Origin of the sequence: Micromonospora sp. CCTCC AA 2012012 (genome assembly GCF_040499845.1) — a bacterium.
GTDB lineage: Bacteria > Actinomycetota > Actinomycetes > Mycobacteriales > Micromonosporaceae > Micromonospora > Micromonospora mangrovi.
This window is the reverse complement of sequence record NZ_CP159342.1, coordinates 2,580,974-2,602,734: the sequence shown is the minus strand read 5'-3', so window position 1 is coordinate 2,602,734 and position 21,761 is coordinate 2,580,974. Positions and strand designations below refer to the sequence as shown.

Genomic DNA, 21,761 nt, shown 5'->3' with positions numbered 1-21,761 from the left:
ACGGCCGGCTCGGGTCGGGGGCCCTGTTGACGGTCCGCCACAATGGAGCCGCCATTGGCGACGGGGGCGGGAGGGTCGACGTGAGTCAGGTCAGCGAAGCGGACCCGGCCGTCCCGGTCGTGGACGACGTCGACATCGCCCCGACCGGCTTCTCCCGCTTCCGCGAGCTGCGGCTGGCGGTCCTGCTCGTCGTGCTGGTGGTGCTCGCCCTCGCGGTCGTCGGCGTGGCCACCGCCACCGGTCCGCCCACGCTGGACGACCTGCGCGCCGAGGCCGGCCTGGACGGTCGGCAGGAGCTGCTGATCGGGGTCAAGGACGACCAGCCGGGCATCTCCCAGGTGATGGAGGACGGCAGCTACCGCGGCTTCGACATCGACATCGCCTACCTGGTCGCGGAGGAGCTCGGGTTCAAGCGCCGGCAGGTGCGGTTCCTGCCCATCGAGAGTGAGGACCGGGCGCGGCGGCAGGCGTACGACGGGTCGAAGTTCGTCACCGTGGACCTGGTGGTCGCCTCCTACAGCATCACCGCGCAGCGGCGGGAGCAGGGCGTCGTCTTCTCCGAGCCGTACCTGCGGACCGAGCAGTCGGTGGTGACGCTGCGCAGCGACCGGCGCCGGGTCGACGGCCTCGGTGACCTGCGGGGCCGCCGGGTCTGCACCCTGGCGACCTCCACCTCGGAGCAGCGGCTGCACGCGTACGGTGCGGTGGCCAGCGGCCGGAACCGGATCAGCGAGTGCGTCCAGGACCTCTACGACGGCCGGGTCGACGCGGTGACCACCGACGCCGCGATCCTCGCCGGCTTCGTCGCGCCGCCGGCCGCCGACGCCCGACCGAAGCACCCGCTGCACGGGGTCAAGCCGCTGCGGCACTGGGACATCGGCGAGGATCTCGAGGAGAGGTGGGGCATCAACACCGGCCCCAACCCGGCGATGCGGGACCTGGTCGACCACGCCCTCTACGAGGCGGCCACCCGTCCCGGCCGGGACGGGTGGGACGTGGCGTTCGAGACCAATCTCGCCCGGGAACAGCCCGCCAACGGGCCGCAGCAGGTGGCGGTGGGGCAGCAACCGGAGTGTCGGAAGGTGAAGGTGCGGCAGTGGCCGTGGCAGTCGATGGTCCTGGCCCCTTCGGAGCCCGCCCGCCGGTCGGCCCGGCGCGGCCGAAGGGGGCGCGGCAGGGGCAGCAGTGGCTGCTGACGCTGCTGCCGGCGTTCCCGGTCCTGCTGCTGGTGCTGCGGCTGTGGCAGCTCAGCCGGCAGGACATGCCCACCATGCTGCTGCTGGTGCAGTACGTCAGCCCGCTCGGCCTGCTCAGCGCGCTGCTCATCGCGCTGGTGTGGGCGTTCCCGCTGGTGGTGCTGGTGACCTGCGTGCTCGGCCTGGTGCTGCGGGTCAGCGCCCCGGACCGGTTCGACCCGGAGCGCTCCCTGCTGGCGTACGCCACCGTGCGTACCCCCGGCTGGGTGCAGGCGGCGGCGACGGCGCTGGCGGCACTGACCTGGCAGATGCGCTTCCTGCCGGCGCTGCTGATGCTCGTCGGCTGGTTGATCGGCCTGCGGGTGCGGCACCGCTACCCGGACCGGCCTGACCTGCTGCTCGCCTTGGGGCTCGTGCTGCCGCTGCTGGCCGCGCTGGTGGCGTACGGCTGGCTGGCCCCGGCGATCGGGTCCGCGGTGACCCACGGGGAGTGGGCCACCGCGGCGCTGCTGGGGCTGCCGCCGGCCGCCGCCGTGGTGCTCACCGGGCCGCTGCCGCGCAGCGCGGCGCCGCTGCTCACCCAGGTGCTGTCCTACCTGCTGGCGGCGGTGGCCCCGCTGGTGATGGGGAGCGTCTTCCTGCGGGTGCCGCTGCTGCCGTCGGTGGCCGTGGAGGTGGGGCCGCCGCCGCCCGCGGCGGCGGTGGAGGTCGTGCCGGGGCAGGCGATCACCGTCACCGATCGGATGACCATCGTGCTGGACCGGCGGGGTCGGGTCCGGTTCCTGCCCAACGAGCGGGTCCGCGCCCAGTTCCTCTGCCCCGGCGCGGAGCGGGTGCCGGTCAGCGCGGTCACCGTGCGCGGCTGGCCGGTGGAGCGGACCGCCCTGGACTGGATGATGCCCCGCCACCGGCCGGTGGCGCCGGACAGTCGCTGCTCCGGCCGCCTGGAGGCGCGCTGACCGGGCCGCCGGTGCGGCCGGGCACCGGTGGCGGCGGCCCGGGACCGGGTCGCCGCCACCGGCGTACGGGTCAGTCCCGGCCGCGCTCGCTGCGGTAGCGGCGGATCAGGGCGGCGGTGGAGGAGTCGACGTCACCGAGGTCCGGGTTGCTGCCGGTGAGCTTCGGCGCGAGCTGGTTGGCCATCACCTTGCCCAGCTCCACGCCCCACTGGTCGAACGGGTTGATGTCCCAGACGGTGCCCTCGGTGAAGACGATGTGCTCGTAGAGGGCGATCAGCTGGCCCAGCGTCGACGGGGTGAGCTTCGGCGCGATGATCGAGGTGGTCGGGTGGTTGCCCGGCATCACCCGGTGCGGCACCACATTCGCCGGGGTGCCCTCCGCCTCCACCTGCTCCTTCGTCCGGCCGAAGGCCAGCGCCGCGGTCTGCGCGAAGAAGTTCGACATGAACAGGTCGTGCATGTCGCCCAGGTCGTGGTTGGGCCGGCTGAACGCGATGAAGTCGGCCGGAATCAGCCGGGTCCCCTGGTGGATGAGCTGATAGAAGGCGTGCTGGCCGTTGGTGCCGGGCTCGCCCCAGAAGATCTCTCCGGTCGGGTACGTCACCGGTCGGCCGTCGACGGTCACCGACTTGCCGTTGCTCTCCATGGTGAGCTGCTGCAGGTAGGCCGGGAACCGGTGCAGGTACTGCGAGTAGGGCAGCACCGCGTGGGTCTGGGCGTCGAGGAAGTCCGTGTACCAGACGTTGAGCAGCCCCAGCAGCGCCGGCACGTTCCGCTCCACCGGGGTGGTGCGGAAGTGCTCGTCGACGGCGTGGTAGCCGGCCAGCAGTTCGCGGAACCGCTCCGGCCCGATCGCCAGCATCACCGACAACCCCACGGCGGACGGGAGCGAGTAGCGACCGCCCACCCAGTCCCAGAAGCCGAACATGTTCTCCGGGTCGATGCCGAAGTCGGCGACCCGCTGGGCGTTGGTGCTGACCGCGACGAAGTGCCGGGCCACCGCCGAGTCGTCGGCGTCCAGCCCGGCGAGCAGCCAGCGCCGCGCCTGGTCGGCGTTGGCGAGGGTCTCCTGGGTGGAGAAGGTCTTCGACACCACGACGAAGAGCGTGGTCGCCGGGTCCAGGTCGGTGGTCTTGTCGTGGATGTCGGTGGGGTCGATGTTGGAGACGAAGCGGCAGCTGATCCCCGCGTCCCGGTACGCCTTGAGCGCCTCGTACGCCATCACCGGACCGAGGTCGGACCCGCCGATGCCGATGTTGACCACGCATGTGATCCGCTCGCCGGTGTGGCCGCGCCACGCCCCGGACCGGACCCGCTCGGCGAAGGCCGCCATCCGGTCCAGCACGGCGTGCACGTCGGCGACGACGTCCTGCCCGTCGACCACCAGTTCGGCGTCGCGGGGCAGCCGCAGTGCGGTGTGCAGGACGGCCCGGTCCTCGGTGGAGTTGATGTGCTCACCGGCGAACATCGCGGCGATCCGGTCGGTCAGCCGGACCCGCTCGGCGAGGGCGGTGAGCAGCCGCAGGGTCTCGTCGGTTACCAGGTTCTTGCTGTAGTCGACGTGCAGGTCGGCGACCTCGCCGGTGAGCCGGTCACCCCGCTGCCCGTCGGCGGCGAACAGCTCCCGCAGGTGGGTGCCGCGCACCGCCTCGGCGTGCTTGCGCAGGGCCTGCCATTCGTCGGTGGTGGTGACGTCCACAGCCATCGGGTCGATCTTCTCCTTCACGACGGGGGTCTGTCAGCGGGCCGTCGTCGCCCCGCTGGCGGCGACTCCCTCAGCCTGCCACCCGGCCGGGTCCGGCGCGACGCGACCCGACATCGCCCACGGTGTGGACGGTGTGCCGCGACACGTCCCTGGGACACCTGTTCGACACGCCGACCACGGGGAGACATCGTCCGGTCACTCGCCGTACGCTCCGCAGGGGCGGCGAGGCGAGGAGGCAACCATGGCGACGGTGATCGGTCCACGTCACCCGTCCGAGGCGGACGATCCGGCCGGGGAGGGCGACGGTCCGGTCCTGCCGGAGCTGGAGGACGGCCACTGGATGCACCGGGCGACCGAGTTCGCGCACACCAGCTTCGGCGCGGTGGCCCGCCGGCTGCCCGCCCTGGTCCGCGAGGCGGTCGGGCTGGCCTGGTCGACCAGCCGCCGCGACACGGTCGCCTCGATCGGGCTGAACGTGGCGGCCGGCGTGATGACCACCCTCGGCCTGCTCGCCACCACCGGGGTGCTGCGCCAGCTCTTCGCCGCCGGCCCCACCCCGGACCGGATCCGCGCCGCCCTGCCGGCCCTCGCCGTCGCCGCGCTCGCGGTGACCGTCCGGGGCGCGTTGACGGTGGCCGCCGGCTGGGCGCAGGCGCGGCTCATCCCGCAGATCAACTACCAGGTGGAGCTGCGGCTCTTCGAGACCACCACGGCGGTGGAGCTGGCCGCCTTCGACGACGCCGGCTTCGCCGAGGAGATGGACCGGGCCCGGGACCGGGGGATGGCCGAGGCGGCGTCGATCGTGGACCACACCGTCAACCTGGTCACCGGCGTGGTCGGCGTGCTGGCCACCGCCGCCGCGGTGACCGTGATCCAGCCGGTGCTGCTGCCCTGCCTGCTGCTCGCGGCGGTGCCCGAGGCGGCCACGGCGGTACGGATGGCCCGCCGGCAGTACCTCGCCATGCTGGCCCGGATCACCCGGCGGCGACGGATGTGGATGCTCGCCCGGCTGATGGCCGACCGGCACACGGCCGCCGAGGTCCGGTCCTACCAGATGCGCGACTTCCTGCTCACCGAGTTCCGCCGGATGATGACCGTGGAGACCGGCGCCCAGCTGCGGCTGGCCCGGGCGCAGAGCGTCACCCGGGGGCTCGGCATGTCGGCCACCGGCGTCGCCGCCTTCGCGGTCTACGCGGTCCTGGGCGGTCTGCTGCTGAGTGGCGTGGTGGCCCTCGCCGCCGCGGCGACCGCGCTGCTGGCGCTCCAGTCGGCCCGCTCCAGCCTCGGCGTCGCGGTCTTCGCCACCAACTCGCTCTACGAGGACGCCCTCTACTACCAGGACTACCGGGACTTCCTGGACCGGGCGCGGGACCGGGTCACCGGTGGGCAGGGCCGGCCCGTCACCGGCTTCGACACCATCGAGCTGGACCGGGTGACCCTCCGCTATCCGGACACCGACATCCCGGCGGTCGACGAGGTCAGCCTGACGGTCCGGCGCGGCCAGGTGATCGCCCTGGTCGGCGAGAACGGCTCCGGCAAGACCACCCTGGCGAAGCTGATCGCCGGTCTCTACCGACCCAGCACGGGGGTGATCCGGTGGGACGGCGTGGACACCGCCGAGCTGGACCCGGCGGCGACCGCCGCCCAGGTAGCGGTGATGACGCAGGACTGGTGGAAGTTCCCGTTCACGGCGGGGCAGAACATCCGGATCGGCCGCCACGACCGGGCGCCGGGCGGGCCCGGCCCGGGCGTCGAGGACGCCGCCCGCGCCGCCGCCGCGCACGACATGATCGTCGACCTGCCCTTCGGGTACGACACGCTGCTGGACCGGGAGTTCAAGGACGGCCACGACCTCTCCGGCGGCCAGTGGCAGCGGCTGGTCGCCGCCCGGGGCCTCTATCGGGACGCCCGCCTGCTGATCTGCGACGAACCGTCGGCGGCCCTGGACGCCCGGGCGGAGCACGCGCTCTTCCAGCACCTGCGCCGCCGCCCCGACCGGGCGGTCGTGCTGATCACCCACCGGCTGGCGAACGTGCGGCACGCCGACCAGATCTTCGTGATGGACCGCGGCCAGCTGGTGCAGCACGGCAGCCACGACGAGCTGATGGCGGTCGACGGGCTCTATCGGGAGCTGTTCGAGTTGCAGGCCAGCGGCTATCTGGCCCGGGACCCCGACCATGGCGGGGCGGCCAGCCGGTCCTGACCGGCGGCGGGCCGACCGGTCAACCGGTCGCGGGGACGGGCGCGGGCCGCCGCGCCAGCAGGGGTTCGGCGAGGGCGGCCGCCAGCGCCGCCAGCGTCACCAGGCCACCCAGGACGAAGGCCCCGCGCTCCCCGTACGCCGGCAGGGCCAACCCGCCCAGCAGCGCGCCGAGCGCGATGCCGACGTTGAAGGCCACCGAGTTGGCCGCGAAACCCAGCTCCGTGCGCCCCGGCGTGACCTGGAGGATGCGCGCCTGGGTGACGGTGAAGACCGGTGCCGCCGTGGCGCCCAGCAGGGCCAGCAGCCCCACCACGGCAGCCGGCTGCGCCGCGAGCAGCCCCAGGCCGAGCAGGGCGACCGCCTGCCCACCGACGGTCGCCACCAGTGTGCCCCGGGGGAACCGGTCCAGCAGCCGCCCGACGACGACCACCCCGGCGATCCCGGCCGCCCCGAAGGCGAGCAGCAGCCCGCCGACCGAGGGCTCGGGGAAGCCGGCGGGCCCGGTGAGGAACCGGGCGACGTACGTGAAGCCGGCGAACATGCCGGTGACCGAGACCGCCGTGACGACCAGCACCACGGCGAACCGCCCCGGGTGCGGTTCGGCGGCGTACGCGCCGTGGCCGGCGTCGGGTCGGCTGGTCGGCAGCAGCGCGACGACCACGACCAGCGCGACCCCGGCGGCGAGGGCGACCAGCAGGAACGGCAGCCGCCAGCCGTCCCGCTGCCCGAGCCAGGTGCCGGCCGGTACGCCCAGCACGGTGGCCAGCGACCCACCGACGGACATCACCGCGACGACCCGGCCCCGGACGGCGGGGGAGAAGAGACTCACCGCCACCGGGGCGGTGACCGCCCAGAAGACGGCCTGGGCGAAGGCGGTCACGATCCGGGCGGCGAGCAGCACCGGGTAGCTGGTCGTGCCGACGGCGACCAGGGTGGCGAGCGCCAGCACCGCCAGCACCCCGGCGAGCAGCCACCGGCGGGGCACGCCACGGGTCACCTGGGCCAGCGGCAGCGAGGCCAGCGCGACGGCCAGCCCGTACCCGGTGACCAGGTGACCGGCCGCGGGCAGCGAGACGTCGAGGTCGCGGGCGAGCAGCGGCAGCAGCCCGATGGGCAGGTTCTCGGTGGTGTTGAAGGCGAACGCGGAGAGCGCGAGCGCCAGCAGGACGCTGATCCGGCGGGCGGTGGCAGAGGTGGACACGGACCGTCCTTCCCGGGCGTACGCCCTCTGGCTTGACCTCGAGTCCACTCGAAATCCTAGGTTGCCGGGGACCGGCCCGCCGCCCCGTCGGCGTGCGCGGAACATCCCAGGGAGTGACCATGCGACACCGCGTCCTCGGCGGCACCGGCATCAAGGTGAGCGTCCAGAGTCTCGGCACCATGATGTTCGGGGCGGTCGGCAACCCGGACCACGACGACTGCGTGCGGATCGTCCACGCCGCCCTCGACGCGGGCATCACCACCGTGGACACCGCCGACATGTACTCCGCCGGCGAGTCCGAGGTGATCGTGGGCAAGGCGCTGCGAGGCCGGCGCGACGACGTGGTGCTGGCGACGAAGGTGCACTTCCCGATGGGTGCGGGCCCCCATCGCGGCGGCAACTCCCGGCGCTGGATCGTCCGGGCGGTCGACGAGAGCCTGCGCCGGCTGGACACCGACTGGATCGACCTCTACCAGGTGCACCGCCCCGACCACACCACCGACATCGAAGAGACCCTGGGCGCGCTCACCGACCTGGTCCGGGCCGGCAAGATCCGGGCGTTCGGCTGCTCCACCTTCCCGGCCGAGGAGATCGTCGAGTCGCACCACGTCGCCGAGCGGCGGGCACTCGGCCGGTTCCGCAGCGAGCAGCCGCCGTACTCGATGATCGCCCGGGGGATCGAGGCCGCGGTGCTGCCGGTCTGCCAGCGGTACGGCATGGGGGTGCTGGTGTGGAGCCCGCTCGCCTCCGGCTTCCTCTCCGGCCGCTACCGGCACGGCCGACCCGTCGACCTCACCACCGGCCGGCCCGCGCACACGCCGGCCCGTTTCGACCCGGCGATCCCCGGCAACGCCGCCAAGTACGCCGCGGTCGAGGAGCTCGCCGCGCTCGCCGACGAGCTGGGGTGCAGCCTGCCCGAGCTGGCCGTGGCGTTCACCGTGGCGCACCCGGCGGTCAGCTCCGCGATCATCGGTCCGCGCACGATGGAGCAGCTGGACGCGCTGCTCAAGGGGGCGTCGCGGCAACTCGACGACGCCGTCCTCGACCGGATCGACGAGATCGTGCCGCCCGGCACCAACCTCTACCAGCCGGACGGGGTCTGGTCACCGCCGGCGCTCACCGATCCGACCCGCCGACGCCGCCCGCTCGCCGACCGGGCGGCGGCGTCAGGACCGGCCGGCCGGGGCGCCCCGACCGGCCGGTCCTGACCGGCGGTGCGTCGGGACCGGTAACCGGTGGAGTCGGGGACCGCCAGCGGGGACACTGTCCGGGTGGATCATCGGAACCTGGTCAGGGTGAGCAAGCAGATGTCCCTGGCCCTGCGGCACCGGCCGGAGCGGTTCGGCCTGACCCCGGACCGGGCGGGCTGGGTGCCGGTCGCGGCGCTGCTGGCCGCGCTGCGGATCGACCGGGCCCAGCTCGACGAGGTGGTGGCCGACAACGACAAGCAGCGCTTCGCGGTCGAGCCGGGGCCGGACGGCGTCGACCGGATCCGGGCCAACCAGGGCCACTCCATCGAGGTCGACCTGGGGCTGACGCCCATCCCGCCGCCCGACCGGCTCTATCACGGCACCAGCGCCGCCGTGGTGCCGGCCATCATGACCGAGGGCCTCCGGCGGGGCGGCCGGCACCACGTACACCTGTCGGCGGACACGGAGACGGCCCGGCGGGTCGGCGCGCGCCGGGGTGGCGCGGTGGCGATCCTGACGGTGGACGCGGCGGCGATGGCCCGCGACGGCCACCTCTTCTTCCGCAGCGCGAACGGCGTCTGGCTCGCCGACGCCGTGCCCGCCGCCTATCTGCGGGGCTGACCGGCGTCAGATCACGGTGACCGGGTGGCGGACCACGCCGTCGAAGCGGTAGCCGAGGTCGTTGTGGACGGCCCGGTCGGGTTGGCCGGCGCCGGTGACGTCGGTGGCCCGGGCGCGCAGCGTCCAGCGGCCCGGCGCCGGGGGTCGCCAGCGCGCCGTCCAGCGCTGCCAGGGCCCGCCCCGGTCGGCGGCGACCAGCTCCGCCGGCCGCCAGTCGTCGTCCCCGGTGCTCACCTCCACCCGGTCGATCGGCCCGGCGCCGGACCAGGACCGGCCGCGCAGCAGCACCTCGCCGCCGGCCGGGAGCCGGGCGTCCCAGGCCAGCTCGAACGCGCTCTTCACCGACTGGGCGGCGAGCGTCGCCCCGCCGGCCGGGTGGTCGGGGCCGAAGAGCCGGTAGAACCGGGTGTTCCACGGCGAGAACAGGGCGGTGGCGGAGACCTCGACCGGGCCGACCCACTTGATCGAGGAGATGCCGATCCAGCCGGGCACCACCAGGCGGACCGGGTGGCCGTGGTCGGCGCTCAGCGGCTCGCCGTTCATCTCGTACGCCAGCAGCACGTCGTCGAGGGCCTTGGCGACCGGCAGCGGTCGGCGTACCCGGCCGAGGTTCACGCCCCCGGTCACGTACTCCGGGTCGAGGCCCTCGGGCTGCACGTCGACCGCGGCGTCGGTGAGGCCGGCGAGGCGGAGCACGGTCGCCAGGCGGACGCCCCGCCAGCGCGCCACGCCCACCCCGCCGAGCCCCCAGGCGACGCCGGGCGCCGGGTCGTCCTGCTGTTCGGCGAAGAACCGGCGGCCGTTGCCGGCGCACTCGACCAGCGCGGTGGTCTCCTCGGCCGGCAGGCGTCGCAGGTCGTGGTAGCCGAACTCGACCGGGGCGTCGCGGGTCGGCGCGCCCCGCAGGCCGGTGCCGAAGAGGCGCAGCCGCCAGGTCTCGGCGTCCAGGTGCGGGGTGACGGTGTGGTTGCGGACGAAGAAGCGGTCGGTGGGGACCACGTACCCCTGACCGGCCATCGCCTCCCAGCGCATCTCGGCGTTGCTGTCGAGCGGGCGGAACAGCGCCGCGGGCAGCGGCTTCGCGATCGGCCGGGCGTCGGCGTCCGGCCCGGCCGGGCCGGGGTCGACGCCGACCGGGGCGGTGGTCACCGCGACCGGTTCGCGCTCCTGCGCCGCGGCGGTCAGCGCCGCCATGGCCGCGCCGAGGTGCAGCAGCTCCTCCCGGTCGGTGCCGGTGCAGCGGGCCTGGCCGGCCAGCCACTGCCGGGCCCGCCGGTCGTCGTGCCCGGCTTCCTGGGGGGACGGGGAACGGGACATGGCGGACCTCCGGCTCGGCGACGCTGCTTTCCTATTGAATCAGTAGGACTTGCGGCCGGGGAGTCCGGTCAGGTCGCGCCGATCAGCGTCACCAGCCCCGCCGCCACCAGTACCCCTGCCCAGAGCCGGTCCACGTTGAACCAGGCCCGGCGCAGCACGCCCACCCCGAGCACCTCGTAGACCACCAGCGCGACGGCCAGCGCGACGCCCAGCATGGCCACCGTGTGCACCCCGGCGGCGGCCAGGCCGGTCAGCGCGCCGGCCGGCGCGGCGGCCAGGTGCCCGGCGTGCGGGCCGGCGGTCACCGCCGGCTCGGCCAGCAGCACCGGCAGCAGCATCAGTCCCGCGCCGTGCGCCGAGGACATCAGGAACGACCAGCCGGTGAGCTGCGCCGCCGACAGTCGCATCCCGGCCCAGCGGAAGTGCCGCTCGGAGAGCAGCCGCCACAGCCCGAAACCGACCAGCAGCACGCCGCCGCCGACCGCGACGGCGGTGCCGGTCGCCACCGACCGGGTGGCGCTGACCAGTGCGGCGACCACCGCCACCGAGGCGAGGTGGCCGGCGGCGATCGGTGGGAGCGCCCGCAGCAGCGCCCACCGGTCGCGTTCCTGCAACCCCCGGGCCACCGCGAAGAGCCAGCCCATCGCCGGGTTCAGGCCGTGGAACGCGCCGAGGGCGACCAGCGTCGCCCAGGTCGCACCGGTCACGGGAAGCAGTACGAGTCGGAGGAGGCGTCGCCGCCCTGCAACCGGGTCTGGTGCACCCGCAGCCCCCGGAAGTCCTCCCCGCGCGGGAAGAACCGCGGATCGGGGGTGAGACCGCCGGTCTCCGGGTCCACGTCCAGCTTGGCCAGCCACGCGCCGACCCCGTCGGGATAGAACTGGTCGTCCCAGGAGCCGTAGAGCGAGTTGCTGACGTAGACCCGGCGGCCGTCCCGGCTGACCTCGACCATCTGCGGGCCGCCGGAGAGCGGCTCGTCGGGGAACCCGGGGTGGGGGGTCCGCGCCACGATGCCGCCGAGCCGCACCGAGCCGACCCTGACCGGGTGGAACGGGTCGGTGACGTCGTACCGGAGCAGCTCGCCGGTGCCCCAGCAGGAGACGTGGAGGAAGCGGTCGTCCACCGACAGGTCGATGTCGGTGACCAGCGGCGGCACCGCGCCGAACGGCTTGAGCAGGTCGGGCAGGTCGGCCGGGTCGGCCGGCTCGGCGGGGATGTCGATCACCTTGGTCACCGCCCAGGCGTCGCCGTCGCGGTGCCAGAGCCAGATCGAGGCCGACAGGTCCTCGACGCTGATCACCACCCCGACGAAGCCGTACGTCTTCGTCGGGTCGTGCGCGGGACGCAGCTCCAGCGGCATCTGGTACTGGTCGCCCAGGTCGACCCGCTGCACGTGCCGGCGCTTCGCCAGGTCCCAGAAGTGGATCGCGTGACCGTAGCGACGGCCGAGCAGCAGCTCGCCGACGATGCCGTCCTCGATCATCGACGGGGTGCCCCACTCGCTGGTGACCAGCACGTCGTGGTTGTAGTGCCACCAGAAGTCGTACGCGAGGAACTGCGGCCCCCGGTCGGCCTCCCACGCGCCGCGCACCTCGAAGGTGGCGTGGTCCAGCACGGCGATGCCGCCCGGCCCCTCCTCGCCGTCGACGCCGCCCAGCGCCGAGAGATAGATCCCGTCCGGCCCGCAGTGGACGGTGTGCGGTCGGGAGTAGCCGGCCCGCTTCGCCAGCTCCTCCGGTGCGATGACCTTGACCACCCGCGGCTGCCGCGGGTCCGGCTGGGTGTCGATGACGTGGACGCGGGACGAGCGCAGCCCGGGGACGATCAGGTAGCGGCGCTCCACGTGCGGGTGCGGTGCGGTCGGGCAGAGCGCGCTGCTGCACGCGTTCCAGCCGAAGTGGTGCAGCTCGTCCCCGGTGTGGGGCAGCTCGGTCCAGCCCACCACCTGCCCGTACGAGCCGGAGTCGGGGTCGGTGTCGAGCACCGCGATGGCGTCGGGGCGCTGCGCGGTGCGGTCGAAGGCGGCGACGTACGCCAGCTTCTCGGCCGGCGCGGTGGCCGCCTCGCGGGGCGACGGATAAAAGCTCGGGTCGGGGGTCCAGCGGCTCATCGGGTCTCCGGGGGGTCAGGGCGCGGGTACGCCGAGGCGGTCGAGCAGATGTCGGCGCAGCGCACCGAACGCGGGGTCGTCGACGGCGGGAGCGGGTCCGAGGTGGACCGGGATCTCCTCGGCGATGACCCCGCCGTCGAGGAGCAGGACGCGGTCGGCCAGCAGCAGCGCCTCCTCCACGTCGTGGGTGACCAGCAGGGCGGCGAAGCCGTGCTCGGCGCGTAGCCGGCGCAGCAGGCCCTGCATCCGTAGTCGGGTCAGCGCGTCCAGCGCGCCGAACGGCTCGTCGAGCAGCAGCAGGTCGGGCTCGCGGACCAGGGCCCGGGCCACCGCGACCCGTTGCGCCTGCCCGCCGGAGAGTTCGGTGGGCCAGGCGGCTGCCCGGTCGGCGAGCCCCACCTCGGCCAGGGCCCGGTCGACGCGCCCGGCGACGTCCGGACCGGTGAGGCCGAGGCCGACGTTCGCGGCGACCCGCTTCCAGGGCAGCAGCCGGTGTTCCTGGAAGACGACGGCTGCGGTGCCGCGCAGGGTGGTGCCGCCGGTGGCCTCGTCGTCGAGTCCGGCGAGGATCCGCAGCAGGGTGCTCTTGCCCGAGCCGCTGCCGCCGAGCAGCGCGACGGTCTCCCCGGCGGCGACGGTGAGTGTGACGCCGGCCAGGACGGTGGTGTCCCCGAAGGACCGGCGGATCCCCAGCGCGGTGAGCACCGGGTTCAGGTCGCTCGCAGTCCGCGCCGCCATGTCAGCATTCTCCTCTCCGCGATGCGCAGGGCGAGGTCGGAAACCAGACCGAGCAGGGCGTAGATCAGCAGGCCGAGCAGCACCACGTCGGTCTGGCTGAACTCGCGGGCCTCCATCATCAGGAAGCCGACGCCGCTCTGGGCGTTGACCTGTTCGCCGACGACGAGGCTCAGCCAGGCCGCGCCGATGGCCAGTCGCAGCCCGAGGAAGAGCGCGGGCAGCGCGCCGGGCAGCACCACGTGCCACAGCCGGGCGGCCGGGCCGAGCCCGCAGGTGCGGGCCGCCTCGACGAGGCGTTCGTCGATGTCGCGGATGCCGGCGTAGGTGTTGAAGTAGATCGGGAAGAAGGCGCCGAGCGCGACCAGGGTCACCTTCAGCGACTCGCCGATGCCGACCCAGATGATCAGCAGCGGCACCAGCCCGAGGTGGGGCAGCATCCGGGCCATTTGCACCGGCGGGTCGACCAGGTCGTCGCCGAGCCGGAGCAGGCCGGCGGCGGCGCCGAGGACCAGGGCGAGCGCCCCGCCGATCAGCAGCCCGAGGCCGGCCCGGGTGAGCGAGTCGACCAGGTGCGCGGTGAGCGTGCCGTCGCGGGCCAGGCGGGCGCCGGTGGCGAGCACGGCGCTGGGCGCGGGCAGCTTCTCGGCGGAGAGCAGGCCGGCGCGGGCGGCGGCCTCCCACCCGAGCACGAGCACGAGCGGGCTCAGCGCCCGCCGCCAGCGCCGGCCGCCGGGGGTACGCCGAGGGCGCGCGACGGCGGTCGGGGGTGGTGCCACCGCCGCCTCGGCCAGCGTGGAGCTGCTCACTGGAACACCTCGCTGAACCGTCCGTCCACCCGGGAGGCGATGTCCACCGGCCCGGGCACCAGCTCCAGCTTGGTGAAGCTGTCGGCGATGGCCTGGAGTTCCGCGCCGATGGCCGGGGTGACCGGGGCGAGCGGTTTGGCGCTGCGGTCCAGCGCCCGGGTGGTGACGTCGAGCGGGATCTTCAGCTCCGGGGCCAGCACGGCGGCCCGTTCCTGCGGGTGGGCGATGCCCCAGTCGGTGGTGGTCCGGTACGCCGTCAGGAACGCCCGGACGTCGTCCGGCCGGTTCTTCACCACCTCGGGCGAGGCGAGCACGTACTCCCGGTTGCTCGCCAGGCCGGTGGCGTCGGCGAGGACGCGCACGTCGGGCCGCTCGGCGAGGGCGAAGTAGGGGTCCCAGATGATCCAGGCGTCGACCTGGCCGTTGTCGAAGGCGGGCCGTCCCTCGGCGGGTTTGAGGTACTTGACGTTCAGGTCCTTGAGGGTCATCCGGTTGGCCTCCAGCAGCTTCACCAGCAGCCAGTGCACGTTGGAGCCCTTGTTCAGCGCGACGGTGCGTCCCTTGAGGTCGGCGAAGGTGCGGTAGGGGCTGCCCGCCTTGACCAGCACCGCCTCGCCCTGCGGGATGGGCTGCGAGGTGCCGATCACCGAGAACGGGATCTTCCCGGCGGCGGCGAAGACCGGCGGGGCCTCGCCGACCTGGCCGATGTCGATGGAGCCGGCCTTGAGCGCCTCGGTGAGCGCGGGTCCGCTGTCGAAGAGCGACCACTGGGCGTCGGGGGCCGCGCCGCGCGCCTTGACCAGGCTGAGGCCGCCGAAGCGCTGGTAGCCGATGCGCAGCGGGCCGGCGTGGCCGGTGGCGTCGGCCGGGTCGTCGGCGCAGGCCGCGACGGTGCCGGTGGCCAACAGCGCCACGGCGGTCAGCAACGCGGTCAGCAGCCGGCGTGGGCGAGCGGGTGCACTCGATCGAGGGGTACGCATGTCAGCTCCTCGGGAGGGAGGGGGGACCCGACGGCGTCGGCGGGGATCGGCGAGCGACAGCAACCTACCAACCCGATAGGATTTATGGGTAGGGTCCGGGTCGACGTTTCCCATCCAGCAGGAGGCGCGTCCCACCCCTCGTCGTCCGGCGGGCGCCCCCGATGTCGCTCACCTTCCACTGGTTCCTGCCCACCTACGGCGACAGTCGGGACATCGTCGGCGGCGGACACGGCGTCCCGGTCGGCGCCGCCGGTGGCGCCCGCCGGCCACCGTCGTCGAGGCGGTGCAGGAGGGGTTGCGGCGCAGCGAGTCCGAGGGGCAGCGCCGGATGCGGGAGCTGCACGGCGGCTCCCGCGACGGGCTGGAGGTGTCGCCGAACCTGTGGGCCGGGGTCGGTCCGGTCCGGGGTGGCGCCGGCACCGCACTGGTCGGCAGCCACACCGAGGTCGCCGACCGGATCGCGGAACACCACGCGCTCGGTATCGACGAGTTCATCCTCTCCGGGCATCCGCACCGGGAGGAGGCGTACTGGTTCGGTGAGGAGGTGCTGCCGATCCTGCGCCGCCGCGGCCGGTGGCGGCACCCGGCCGGCGAGCCGGCGCAGGACGAGCCCACCGGCATTCCGTTCACCCCGCAGCCGGCAGCGGTGCCGGCCCCGGCACGGGGGTGAGCGGGATCAGACCGGGGGCCGGCCGGCGAGGAAGTCGGCCAGCACCCGGGTGTGGGTGGAGAAGGCCAGCTCGACCGGCTCGGTGACGACCAGCCACTCGGTCGCCTCCTCGGTCGGCGCGGAGGGCGGCAGGTCCTCGGCCGCCCGTTCCGGCAGCACCCCGAAGACCATCATGGTGCCGCCGGCCGGCGCGCCGTGCACCGCGAAGAGCCGCGCCTGCCCGGCCTCGGCCAGCAGGCCGGTCTCCTCGCAGGCGGCGCAGACCCGCGGCCAGCCGGCCTCCGCCGGATAGGCCGCGCCGCAGTACGAGCAGTGCGAGTACGGTGCGCCGGTCACGCCGAAGCACGTTACCCGCCCGGCCACCGGCCGCCACCGGCCCGGCACGTCGTTGCGGCCCGCGGGTGCGTCGACTAGGTTCGAGGGACGCCGTCGAGCCGGAAGGAGGTCAGAACGATGTCCGATGTTCTGCGCCCCCTCCGCGTTCCGGCGTCCACGCGGGTCTGAGCCGGGGCGTCCGCTCTCCGGAGGATCAATCTGTGACCGACGTGGTCATCCGCCCGCTCGTCGCGGGCGAGGAAGCGCTCTTCGACTCCATGCCCGATCCGCTGCCCCAGCTCCGCCAGGTCGCCTATGCCGACGGCGTCGCCGGGCGCGGCTACCGCCCCGAGAACACCTGGGTCGCCCTGCGCGCCGGTCGGGTGGTCGGCCGGGCCGCCTGGCTCCACCTGCCGGGCGCCGTCGGTGACCCCTGGCTGGAACGGTTCGACCTGGCCGCCGAGCCGGCGGTGGGCGCCGCGCTGCTGCGGGCCGCCCACGAGGCGTTCGGCGGTCCCCGCGCCTACTACGCCGCACTGCCCGCGTACTGGCGTCGCCGGCCGGAGGTGCTGGCCGTGGTCGAGGCGCCGATGGCCGCGGCGCGGCTGGCCGGGCTGGTCGAGCGGGGCGAGCGACTGCGCTGCACCTGGGCCGGCGCGCCCCTGCCGGCGACCTCCGGTCGGTACGCCGTCCGCCCGGCCGCCGACCGGGAGGAGATCGACGCCCTGGTCGCCCGGATCGCCGAGCCGGACGTGCTGACCGGCCGGGAGACGGCGCGGGCGGTGGCCGGGGTGGACCTCGCCACGGATCCGCTGGCCTGGCTGACCGGCCCGCCGACGGACTGGCGGATCGCCTTGGACGCGGGGCGGCCGGTCGGCCTGGCCGGCACGGCCGGGGACGCGTGCTATCCGCTGCTGGCCTACCTCGGGCTGCTCGACGGGGACGCCCGGGACGAGCTGCTGGTGGCGGCGGTCCGGGTGCTCGCCGAGGGCGGTGCCCGGGAGGTGGTGGCCGACGTGGACGGCCACCGGGTGGCGGTGCTGGCGGACCTGGAACGGACCGGCTTCCGGCAGGTGCGGGCCCGGGTGATCTTCGAGCCCGCCGGCTGAGACGGCGGGTCGCGCCCCGGTCACCCGGGGCGCGACCCCGCCGCCCGATGCCCCGGGCCCCCGTGCCCCCGGGCCATCGGGCAGCGGCCGCCCGGGCCGTGGTCAGGAGGCCGGCACCCCGGTGTACGCGGCGGTGGTGCGGGCCTGCGCCGCGCGCGCCTCGTCGACCGGCGTGCCGGCCGCGATGCTCGCCTCGGCCCACCGCTCGCTGCTGAGGGTGATGAACCGGCGGGCCTCGTCGGTGCCCAGCCACGCCGCGGCCTGCGACGGCAGGACCCCGCTGCCGTCCGCCGCCAGGTGGGAGGCCAGGCCGAGCAGGCCCATGTCCCAGCCGACGCCGACCGCGCCCGGCCCGAACTCGAGCCAGCGCTGGTCGTCGACGTGCGCGACGTGGTCCAGGGTGAACCGGCTGCGCCCGTCGCCGGCCGGGGTGAGCCGGACCTCGATCCAGCTCACCTCGTCGCCGTACTCCCAGGTGGCGGTGAAGCTGTGCGGCGGGTCGCAGCGTTCCACCGTGCCGCCCGCGTTCCCTTCGAGCTGGTAGCGGCCGTGCAGCGTCAGGTCGCCGGAGATCGGCAGGAACCAGCGCGGGATCCGCTCGGCGCTCGTGCAGGCGTCCCAGAGATCGTCCAGGGACGTGTCGTACGTCTGGCTGACGGTGCTGACCCGGGCCTGCCCGGCGGGCAGCGTACGGCTGCCGACGGTGCGGTCCACGTCGCTGATCTGCCCGATCACGTTGATCATGGGTTGCTCCTCGTGTCGTCGGTGCCCTCGCCCCGCAGCCGTCGCTCCCGTCGCCCCCGGGCCAGCTCGGTGGCGAGCGCCTCCAACGGTGGCGTCCAGAACCGGCGGAAGTGCTCCAGCCAGGCGTCGATCTGGTGCAGCGGCCCCGGGTCCACCGCGTAGAGGCGGCGGGTGCCCTCGGGGCGTACGGTCGCGAAGCCGTTGTCCCGCAGCACCTTGAGGTGCTGCGACACGGCGGGCTGGGAGATGCCGAACTCCTGCTGGACCGTCGCGCCGATGGCGCCGGCGGTCTGCTCACCTTCGGCCAGCAGTTCGAGGATCCGGCGGCGGACCGGATCCCCGAGGACGTCGAAGGCGTGCACGAGACCTTTTATATCAGACCGCGCTTATATAAGCAGCATCGACGCCGGGCCGGCGCGTCCGAGTCCGGGTCGTCCGCGACGGTCTCGCCGCCGTGGAGCCCGGCGGGAGCGGATGGGGTCCGGACGCGCCACGAACGTGACGGCAACGATGAATCGCGGTCGTGGCCTGATTCATCCTTGCCATCACGTTCGTGGCGTCCTGAGGAGCACCTGCGGCCGTCGGCACGATCGCGGGCGGGTGGGTGCCGGGTCAGCCGATCCGGGCGGCCACCGCGCTGCGCAGTTCGGGCAGCCGGTCGTGCAGCAGGCCCGGGCACTGCGTGGAGTTGAAGTCCTTGTGCCCGTAGATCTCGGTGGCCGGGATCGCGTACTGCTGGCAGGTGAACGCGCAGAAGAGCACGAGGCTGTCCCAGAGCGCCTGCGGGGGCTGCACGTCGAGATAGGTGCCCTCGTTCTCGATGCCGATGGCCTGGCTGTTCTGCCCGACGCAGTGCGCGCCCTGCACCATGGTCTGCCCGTGCAGCAGCCCGTAGAGGCTGCCGTGCCGCCCCTCGGTGAGGAAGCCGCCACGGCTGTTGGTGAAGTGCTGCCCCGAGTCGAGCCAGCCGTTGGTGTCCATGTGCAGGTCCTGGATGTCCCGGGAGTTCTGGTAGGCGTGGGCCAGGCTGTAGTCGGTCGAGTTCGGGAACGCGGTGTGGTGGATGATGATCTTGTTGGGGCGGTTCTGCAGCACGGTCACCGCCGACGACGGCGGCCGGGCGCCCCAGGTGGCGCAGTTGGCGATCGTCGGCTGGTCGACCCGCGTGGTGACGGCCCGCGCGCTCCGGTCGCCGGTGAGCTGACCGAGGGCGGTGACGCCGGCGGCGGCGCCGAGCAGGACGGCGCCGCGCAGCACGGCCCGCCGGGGCAGGGGAGCGGACATCGGTACCTCCTCACGGGATGGTGCCGGTGGCGGGCCGGGCGGCCCGCCACCGGCGCGGGTCAGCAGGTGCCGTTGCAGGCCAGCACCCGGAGCCGGTCCAGGGTGCCGTTCCAGACGTTCTGGTCGCCGGGGAAGACACCGGAGGAGGACCACTGCCAGAAGGAGTACGTGCCCCAGCCGGCCGGCAGGGTGCCCACGCTGCTGGAGTACCGGGCGATCCAGAGCGGGTTGTTGGCGGAGAACTGCGAGGTGTTGCCGGTGCAGGTGCTCCACCAGTCGGTGGTGGTGTAGATGGTGGCCCACCGCCCGGTACGCGAGTAGTACTGGTTGACGAACGAGGCGATCCAGCTGCGCATCGAGGACTGGCTCAGTCCGTAGCAGGTCGAGCCGTACGGGTTGTACTCGATGTCGAGCGCGCCGGGCAGCGTCTTGCCGTCCCGGGACCAGCCGCCGCCGTGGTCGACGAAGTAGTTCGCCTGGGTGGCACCGCTGGAGCGGTCGGGCAGGGCGAAGTGGTAGGAGCCCCGGATCATGCCGACGTTGTAGGAGCCGTTGTACTGCTGGGCGAAGTACGGGTTGGTGTAGCCGGTGCCCTCGGTGGCCTTGACGTACGCGAAGCGGGCGCCGTTGCTCCACGCGGCGGACCAGTTGACGTTGCCCTGGTAGCCGGAGACGTCCATGCCGGGCAGGCCGGCCGGCGCGGCGCTGGCGGGAGTCGCGCCGAGGGTGGCCGAGGCGGCCACGGTGACCGTGGCGACGAGCGCGGCGGCGGCGGTGCGCAACGCCTGACGCAGGGGACGGTGCATCTTTCCTCCCTGGGGGGTGCCGCTGGGCGGCGGGAGTGGCGAAAGGAACTGTCAACATTAGGTCACAAGGTGAAGATAAACTTCAATAGATGTATCGAAGATTTTCTTTGCCCTCCGGTCCGTGCCGACCCGATCTCGTGCGGCGTGTCGATCCGGGCCCGGCCCGTTCGTGTGGAGGGTGGAAGGTCGGCAGCCCGCCGGCTTCGAGGAGGACCGCATGAAGCAGTACCTGATCAGCATGTACCAGCCCGCCGGGCGGGACCGGCCCGACCCGGACTTCCTGGCCGAGGTGATGCGCAAGGTCGGCGTCATCCACGACGACCTGGTGGCGGCCGGCTCGTGGGTCTTCGGCAACGGCCTGCACGCCCCCGAGACGGCGACCGTGCTGCGACCGCAGGGCGACGAGGTGCTGGTCACCGACGGGCCCTTCGCCGAGGGCAAGGAGTATCTCGGCGGCGTCACCGTCATCACCGCCCCCGACCTCGACGCCGCCCTGGAGTGGGGCCGCCGCTACGCCCTCGCCACCACCCTGCCGATCGAGGTCCGCCCGTTCCGCGGCGACGCCTGAACCCGTGCCACCCGAACCCACCGACGTCGAACGGGTGTTCCGCGCGGAGTACGGCCGCGCGGTCGCCGTCCTGGTCCGCCTCCTCGGCGACATCGACCTCGCCGAGGAGGCGGTCCAGGACGCCTTCACCACCGCCGTGGACCACTGGCCCACCCGGGGCCTGCCGCCGAGCCCGGCCGGCTGGATCATCACCACCGCCCGCAACCGGGCCGTCGACCGGCTGCGCCGCGAGGCCACCCGCGCCGACCGGCACGCCCAGGCCGCCCTGCTGCACGCCCCCGACGTACCGGCCGAGGAGGGACCCGTGCGCGACGACCGGCTCCGCCTGATCTTCACCTGCTGTCATCCGGCACTCGGCACCGGCGCCCGGGTCGCGCTGACCCTGCGCCTGCTCGGCGGGCTGAGCACCACCGAGATCGCCCGCGCCTTCCTGGTGCCGGAGTCGACGATGGCCCAGCGGCTGGTCCGGGCCAAGGCGAAGATCCGGGACGCCGGGATCCCGTACCGGGTGCCCCGTGACGCGGACCTGCCCGACCGGCTCCGCGCGGTGCTGGCGGTGCTCTATCTGATCTTCACCGAGGGGCACACCGCCAGCGCGGGGGAGCGGCTGGTCCGCACCGAGCTGTGCGCCGAGGCGATCCGGCTCGGCCGGCTGCTCGTCGAGCTGATGCCGGACGAGCCGGAGGCGCTCGGGCTGCTCGCGCTGATGCTGCTCACCGAGGCGCGTCGACCGGCGCGTACCGGCCCGGACGGGGGGCTGGTCCCGCTGGGCGAGCAGGACCGGGACCGTTGGGACCGTGAGCTGGTCGCTGAGGGGCAGGCGCTGGTCCGGCGCTGCCTGCGGCGGGACCGGCCCGGCCCGTACCAGATCCAGGCGGCGATCAACGCCGTGCACGCCGACGCGCGGACCGCCGCCGACACCGACTGGGCCCAGATCCTCGCCCTGTACGACCAGCTCATGGCGTACGCCCCGAGCCCGGTGGTGGCCCTCAACCGGGCGGTCGCGGTGGCCGAGGTGACCGGCCCGGCCGCCGCGCTCGCCCTCGTCGACGACCTCGACCTGGCCGGCTATCACGTGTTCCACGTGGTCCGGGCCGACCTGCTGCGACGGCTCGGCCGGCACGCCGAGGCCGTTGGGGCGTACGACGCGGCGATCGCCCGCACCGCGAACGCCGCCGAACGGGACTTCCTGCGCCGCGCCCGGGACGGGTGCCGGACCGGCGGTGGCCGGGACTGACC

At 74.1% G+C, this 21,761-nt stretch carries 21 protein-coding genes and 1 pseudogene; 9 read left to right on the top strand and 13 right to left on the bottom strand.

Annotated elements, in window-relative coordinates:
* Nucleotides 1-80: 80 nt before the first annotated feature.
* On the top strand, nt 81-1,196 hold the full coding sequence (locus tag ABUL08_RS11650; RefSeq protein WP_350937340.1) for a transporter substrate-binding domain-containing protein: 1,116 nt from the start codon (nt 81-83) through the stop codon (nt 1,194-1,196).
* Entirely contained in the window at nt 1,103-2,155 is a 1,053-nt protein-coding gene (locus ABUL08_RS11645; protein WP_350937338.1) for a hypothetical protein, read from the top strand. The genes ABUL08_RS11650 and ABUL08_RS11645 overlap by 94 nt, the downstream gene beginning before the upstream one ends.
* A 70-nt stretch (nt 2,156-2,225) precedes the next feature.
* Here the strand turns inward: ABUL08_RS11645 and pgi are convergent, their stop codons facing one another.
* On the bottom strand, nt 2,226-3,860 hold the full coding sequence (gene pgi, locus ABUL08_RS11640) for a glucose-6-phosphate isomerase (RefSeq protein ID WP_350938587.1): 1,635 nt from the start codon (nt 3,858-3,860) through the stop codon (nt 2,226-2,228).
* A gap of 241 nt (nt 3,861-4,101) precedes the next feature.
* On the opposite strand from pgi, the gene ABUL08_RS11635 reads away from it, so the two are divergent.
* Entirely contained in the window at nt 4,102-6,063 is a 1,962-nt protein-coding gene (locus ABUL08_RS11635; RefSeq protein WP_350937336.1) for an ABC transporter ATP-binding protein, read from the top strand.
* Between the two features lie 19 nt (nt 6,064-6,082).
* Here the strand turns inward: ABUL08_RS11635 and ABUL08_RS11630 are convergent, their stop codons facing one another.
* Complete coding sequence (locus tag ABUL08_RS11630; protein WP_350937334.1) at nt 6,083-7,264, bottom strand: MFS transporter; 1,182 nt, start codon at nt 7,262-7,264, stop codon at nt 6,083-6,085.
* Between the two features lie 119 nt (nt 7,265-7,383).
* On the opposite strand from ABUL08_RS11630, the gene ABUL08_RS11625 reads away from it, so the two are divergent.
* Complete coding sequence (locus ABUL08_RS11625) at nt 7,384-8,472, top strand: aldo/keto reductase (protein ID WP_350937333.1); 1,089 nt, start codon at nt 7,384-7,386, stop codon at nt 8,470-8,472.
* Nucleotides 8,473-8,535: 63 nt separating this feature from the next.
* Nucleotides 8,536-9,075: an RNA 2'-phosphotransferase gene (locus tag ABUL08_RS11620; protein WP_350937331.1), complete on the top strand. Its 540-nt coding sequence runs from the start codon at nt 8,536-8,538 to the stop codon at nt 9,073-9,075.
* A 6-nt stretch (nt 9,076-9,081) separates the two neighbouring features.
* Here the strand turns inward: ABUL08_RS11620 and ABUL08_RS11615 are convergent, their stop codons facing one another.
* The 6 genes from ABUL08_RS11615 to ABUL08_RS11590 all read right to left on the bottom strand — a co-directional run bounded on the left by ABUL08_RS11615 (nt 9,082) and on the right by ABUL08_RS11590 (nt 15,026).
* Entirely contained in the window at nt 9,082-10,392 is a 1,311-nt protein-coding gene (locus ABUL08_RS11615) for a molybdopterin-dependent oxidoreductase (RefSeq protein WP_350937329.1), read from the bottom strand.
* 68 nt (nt 10,393-10,460) lie between these two features.
* Nucleotides 10,461-11,099 (bottom strand): hypothetical protein, encoded by a 639-nt coding sequence (locus ABUL08_RS11610; protein ID WP_350937327.1) that lies wholly within the window; start codon nt 11,097-11,099, stop codon nt 10,461-10,463.
* Complete coding sequence (locus ABUL08_RS11605; protein ID WP_350937325.1) at nt 11,096-12,502, bottom strand: selenium-binding family protein; 1,407 nt, start codon at nt 12,500-12,502, stop codon at nt 11,096-11,098. The genes ABUL08_RS11610 and ABUL08_RS11605 overlap by 4 nt, the downstream gene beginning before the upstream one ends.
* Before the next feature lie 15 nt (nt 12,503-12,517).
* Complete coding sequence (locus tag ABUL08_RS11600) at nt 12,518-13,240, bottom strand: ABC transporter ATP-binding protein (protein ID WP_350937322.1); 723 nt, start codon at nt 13,238-13,240, stop codon at nt 12,518-12,520.
* A complete protein-coding gene (locus ABUL08_RS11595; RefSeq protein WP_350937321.1) occupies nt 13,213-14,046 on the bottom strand; it encodes an ABC transporter permease in 834 nt (277 codons plus the stop codon). The genes ABUL08_RS11600 and ABUL08_RS11595 overlap by 28 nt, the downstream gene beginning before the upstream one ends.
* Nucleotides 14,043-15,026: an aliphatic sulfonate ABC transporter substrate-binding protein gene (locus ABUL08_RS11590; protein WP_350937319.1), complete on the bottom strand. Its 984-nt coding sequence runs from the start codon at nt 15,024-15,026 to the stop codon at nt 14,043-14,045. Before ABUL08_RS11590 ends, ABUL08_RS11595 begins: the two co-directional genes overlap by 4 nt.
* Nucleotides 15,027-15,300: 274 nt before the next feature.
* On the opposite strand from ABUL08_RS11590, the pseudogene ABUL08_RS11585 reads away from it, so the two are divergent.
* A pseudogene (locus ABUL08_RS11585) lies at nt 15,301-15,696 on the top strand (LLM class flavin-dependent oxidoreductase); the annotation flags it as partial.
* Nucleotides 15,697-15,702: 6 nt separating this feature from the next.
* Here the strand turns inward: ABUL08_RS11585 and ABUL08_RS11580 are convergent.
* Nucleotides 15,703-16,032 (bottom strand): NUDIX hydrolase, encoded by a 330-nt coding sequence (locus ABUL08_RS11580; protein ID WP_350937317.1) that lies wholly within the window; start codon nt 16,030-16,032, stop codon nt 15,703-15,705.
* A 200-nt stretch (nt 16,033-16,232) separates the two neighbouring features.
* On the opposite strand from ABUL08_RS11580, the gene ABUL08_RS11575 reads away from it, so the two are divergent.
* Nucleotides 16,233-17,120 carry an acetyltransferase gene (locus ABUL08_RS11575; RefSeq protein ID WP_350937315.1) on the top strand — a complete coding sequence of 296 codons (888 nt, stop codon included), beginning with the start codon at nt 16,233-16,235 and terminating at the stop codon, nt 17,118-17,120.
* A 102-nt stretch (nt 17,121-17,222) separates the two neighbouring features.
* Here the strand turns inward: ABUL08_RS11575 and ABUL08_RS11570 are convergent, their stop codons facing one another.
* The 4 genes from ABUL08_RS11570 to ABUL08_RS11555 form a co-directional block, all read right to left on the bottom strand.
* Entirely contained in the window at nt 17,223-17,864 is a 642-nt protein-coding gene (locus ABUL08_RS11570) for an SRPBCC family protein (protein WP_350937313.1), read from the bottom strand.
* The gene (locus ABUL08_RS11565) at nt 17,861-18,226 is read right to left on the bottom strand and encodes an ArsR/SmtB family transcription factor (protein ID WP_350937311.1); all 366 of its coding nucleotides are present in this window, start codon (nt 18,224-18,226) and stop codon (nt 17,861-17,863) included. The genes ABUL08_RS11570 and ABUL08_RS11565 overlap by 4 nt, the downstream gene beginning before the upstream one ends.
* A gap of 250 nt (nt 18,227-18,476) precedes the next feature.
* Entirely contained in the window at nt 18,477-19,148 is a 672-nt protein-coding gene (locus tag ABUL08_RS11560) for a peptidoglycan recognition protein family protein (RefSeq protein WP_350937310.1), read from the bottom strand.
* A gap of 59 nt (nt 19,149-19,207) precedes the next feature.
* Nucleotides 19,208-19,954: a lysozyme gene (locus ABUL08_RS11555; RefSeq protein ID WP_350937308.1), complete on the bottom strand. Its 747-nt coding sequence runs from the start codon at nt 19,952-19,954 to the stop codon at nt 19,208-19,210.
* 217 nt (nt 19,955-20,171) lie between these two features.
* Here ABUL08_RS11555 and ABUL08_RS11550 point away from each other — a divergent pair, with 217 nt between their 5' ends.
* Nucleotides 20,172-20,522 carry a YciI family protein gene (locus tag ABUL08_RS11550; RefSeq protein WP_350937305.1) on the top strand — a complete coding sequence of 117 codons (351 nt, stop codon included), beginning with the start codon at nt 20,172-20,174 and terminating at the stop codon, nt 20,520-20,522.
* A 4-nt stretch (nt 20,523-20,526) separates the two neighbouring features.
* On the top strand, nt 20,527-21,759 hold the full coding sequence (locus ABUL08_RS11545) for an RNA polymerase sigma factor (RefSeq protein WP_350937303.1): 1,233 nt from the start codon (nt 20,527-20,529) through the stop codon (nt 21,757-21,759).
* Nucleotides 21,760-21,761 lie beyond the last annotated feature (2 nt).

Excerpts from the sequence above, each read along its gene's own strand:
- ABUL08_RS11600 (WP_350937322.1), bottom strand. The coding sequence starts at position 13,240 with ATGGCGGCGCGGACTGCGAGCGACCTGAACCCGGTGCTCACCGCGCTG.
- ABUL08_RS11570 (WP_350937313.1), bottom strand. The coding sequence starts at position 17,864 with ATGATCAACGTGATCGGGCAGATCAGCGACGTGGACCGCACCGTCGGC.
- ABUL08_RS11605 (WP_350937325.1), bottom strand. The coding sequence starts at position 12,502 with ATGAGCCGCTGGACCCCCGACCCGAGCTTTTATCCGTCGCCCCGCGAG.
- ABUL08_RS11590 (WP_350937319.1), bottom strand. The coding sequence starts at position 15,026 with ATGCGTACCCCTCGATCGAGTGCACCCGCTCGCCCACGCCGGCTGCTG.
- ABUL08_RS11615 (WP_350937329.1), bottom strand. The coding sequence starts at position 10,392 with ATGTCCCGTTCCCCGTCCCCCCAGGAAGCCGGGCACGACGACCGGCGG.
- ABUL08_RS11625 (WP_350937333.1), top strand. The coding sequence starts at position 7,384 with ATGCGACACCGCGTCCTCGGCGGCACCGGCATCAAGGTGAGCGTCCAG.
- ABUL08_RS11635 (WP_350937336.1), top strand. The coding sequence starts at position 4,102 with ATGGCGACGGTGATCGGTCCACGTCACCCGTCCGAGGCGGACGATCCG.
- ABUL08_RS11560 (WP_350937310.1), bottom strand. The coding sequence starts at position 19,148 with ATGTCCGCTCCCCTGCCCCGGCGGGCCGTGCTGCGCGGCGCCGTCCTG.
- ABUL08_RS11550 (WP_350937305.1), top strand. The coding sequence starts at position 20,172 with ATGAAGCAGTACCTGATCAGCATGTACCAGCCCGCCGGGCGGGACCGG.
- pgi (WP_350938587.1), bottom strand. The coding sequence starts at position 3,860 with ATGGCTGTGGACGTCACCACCACCGACGAATGGCAGGCCCTGCGCAAG.
- ABUL08_RS11555 (WP_350937308.1), bottom strand. The coding sequence starts at position 19,954 with ATGCACCGTCCCCTGCGTCAGGCGTTGCGCACCGCCGCCGCCGCGCTC.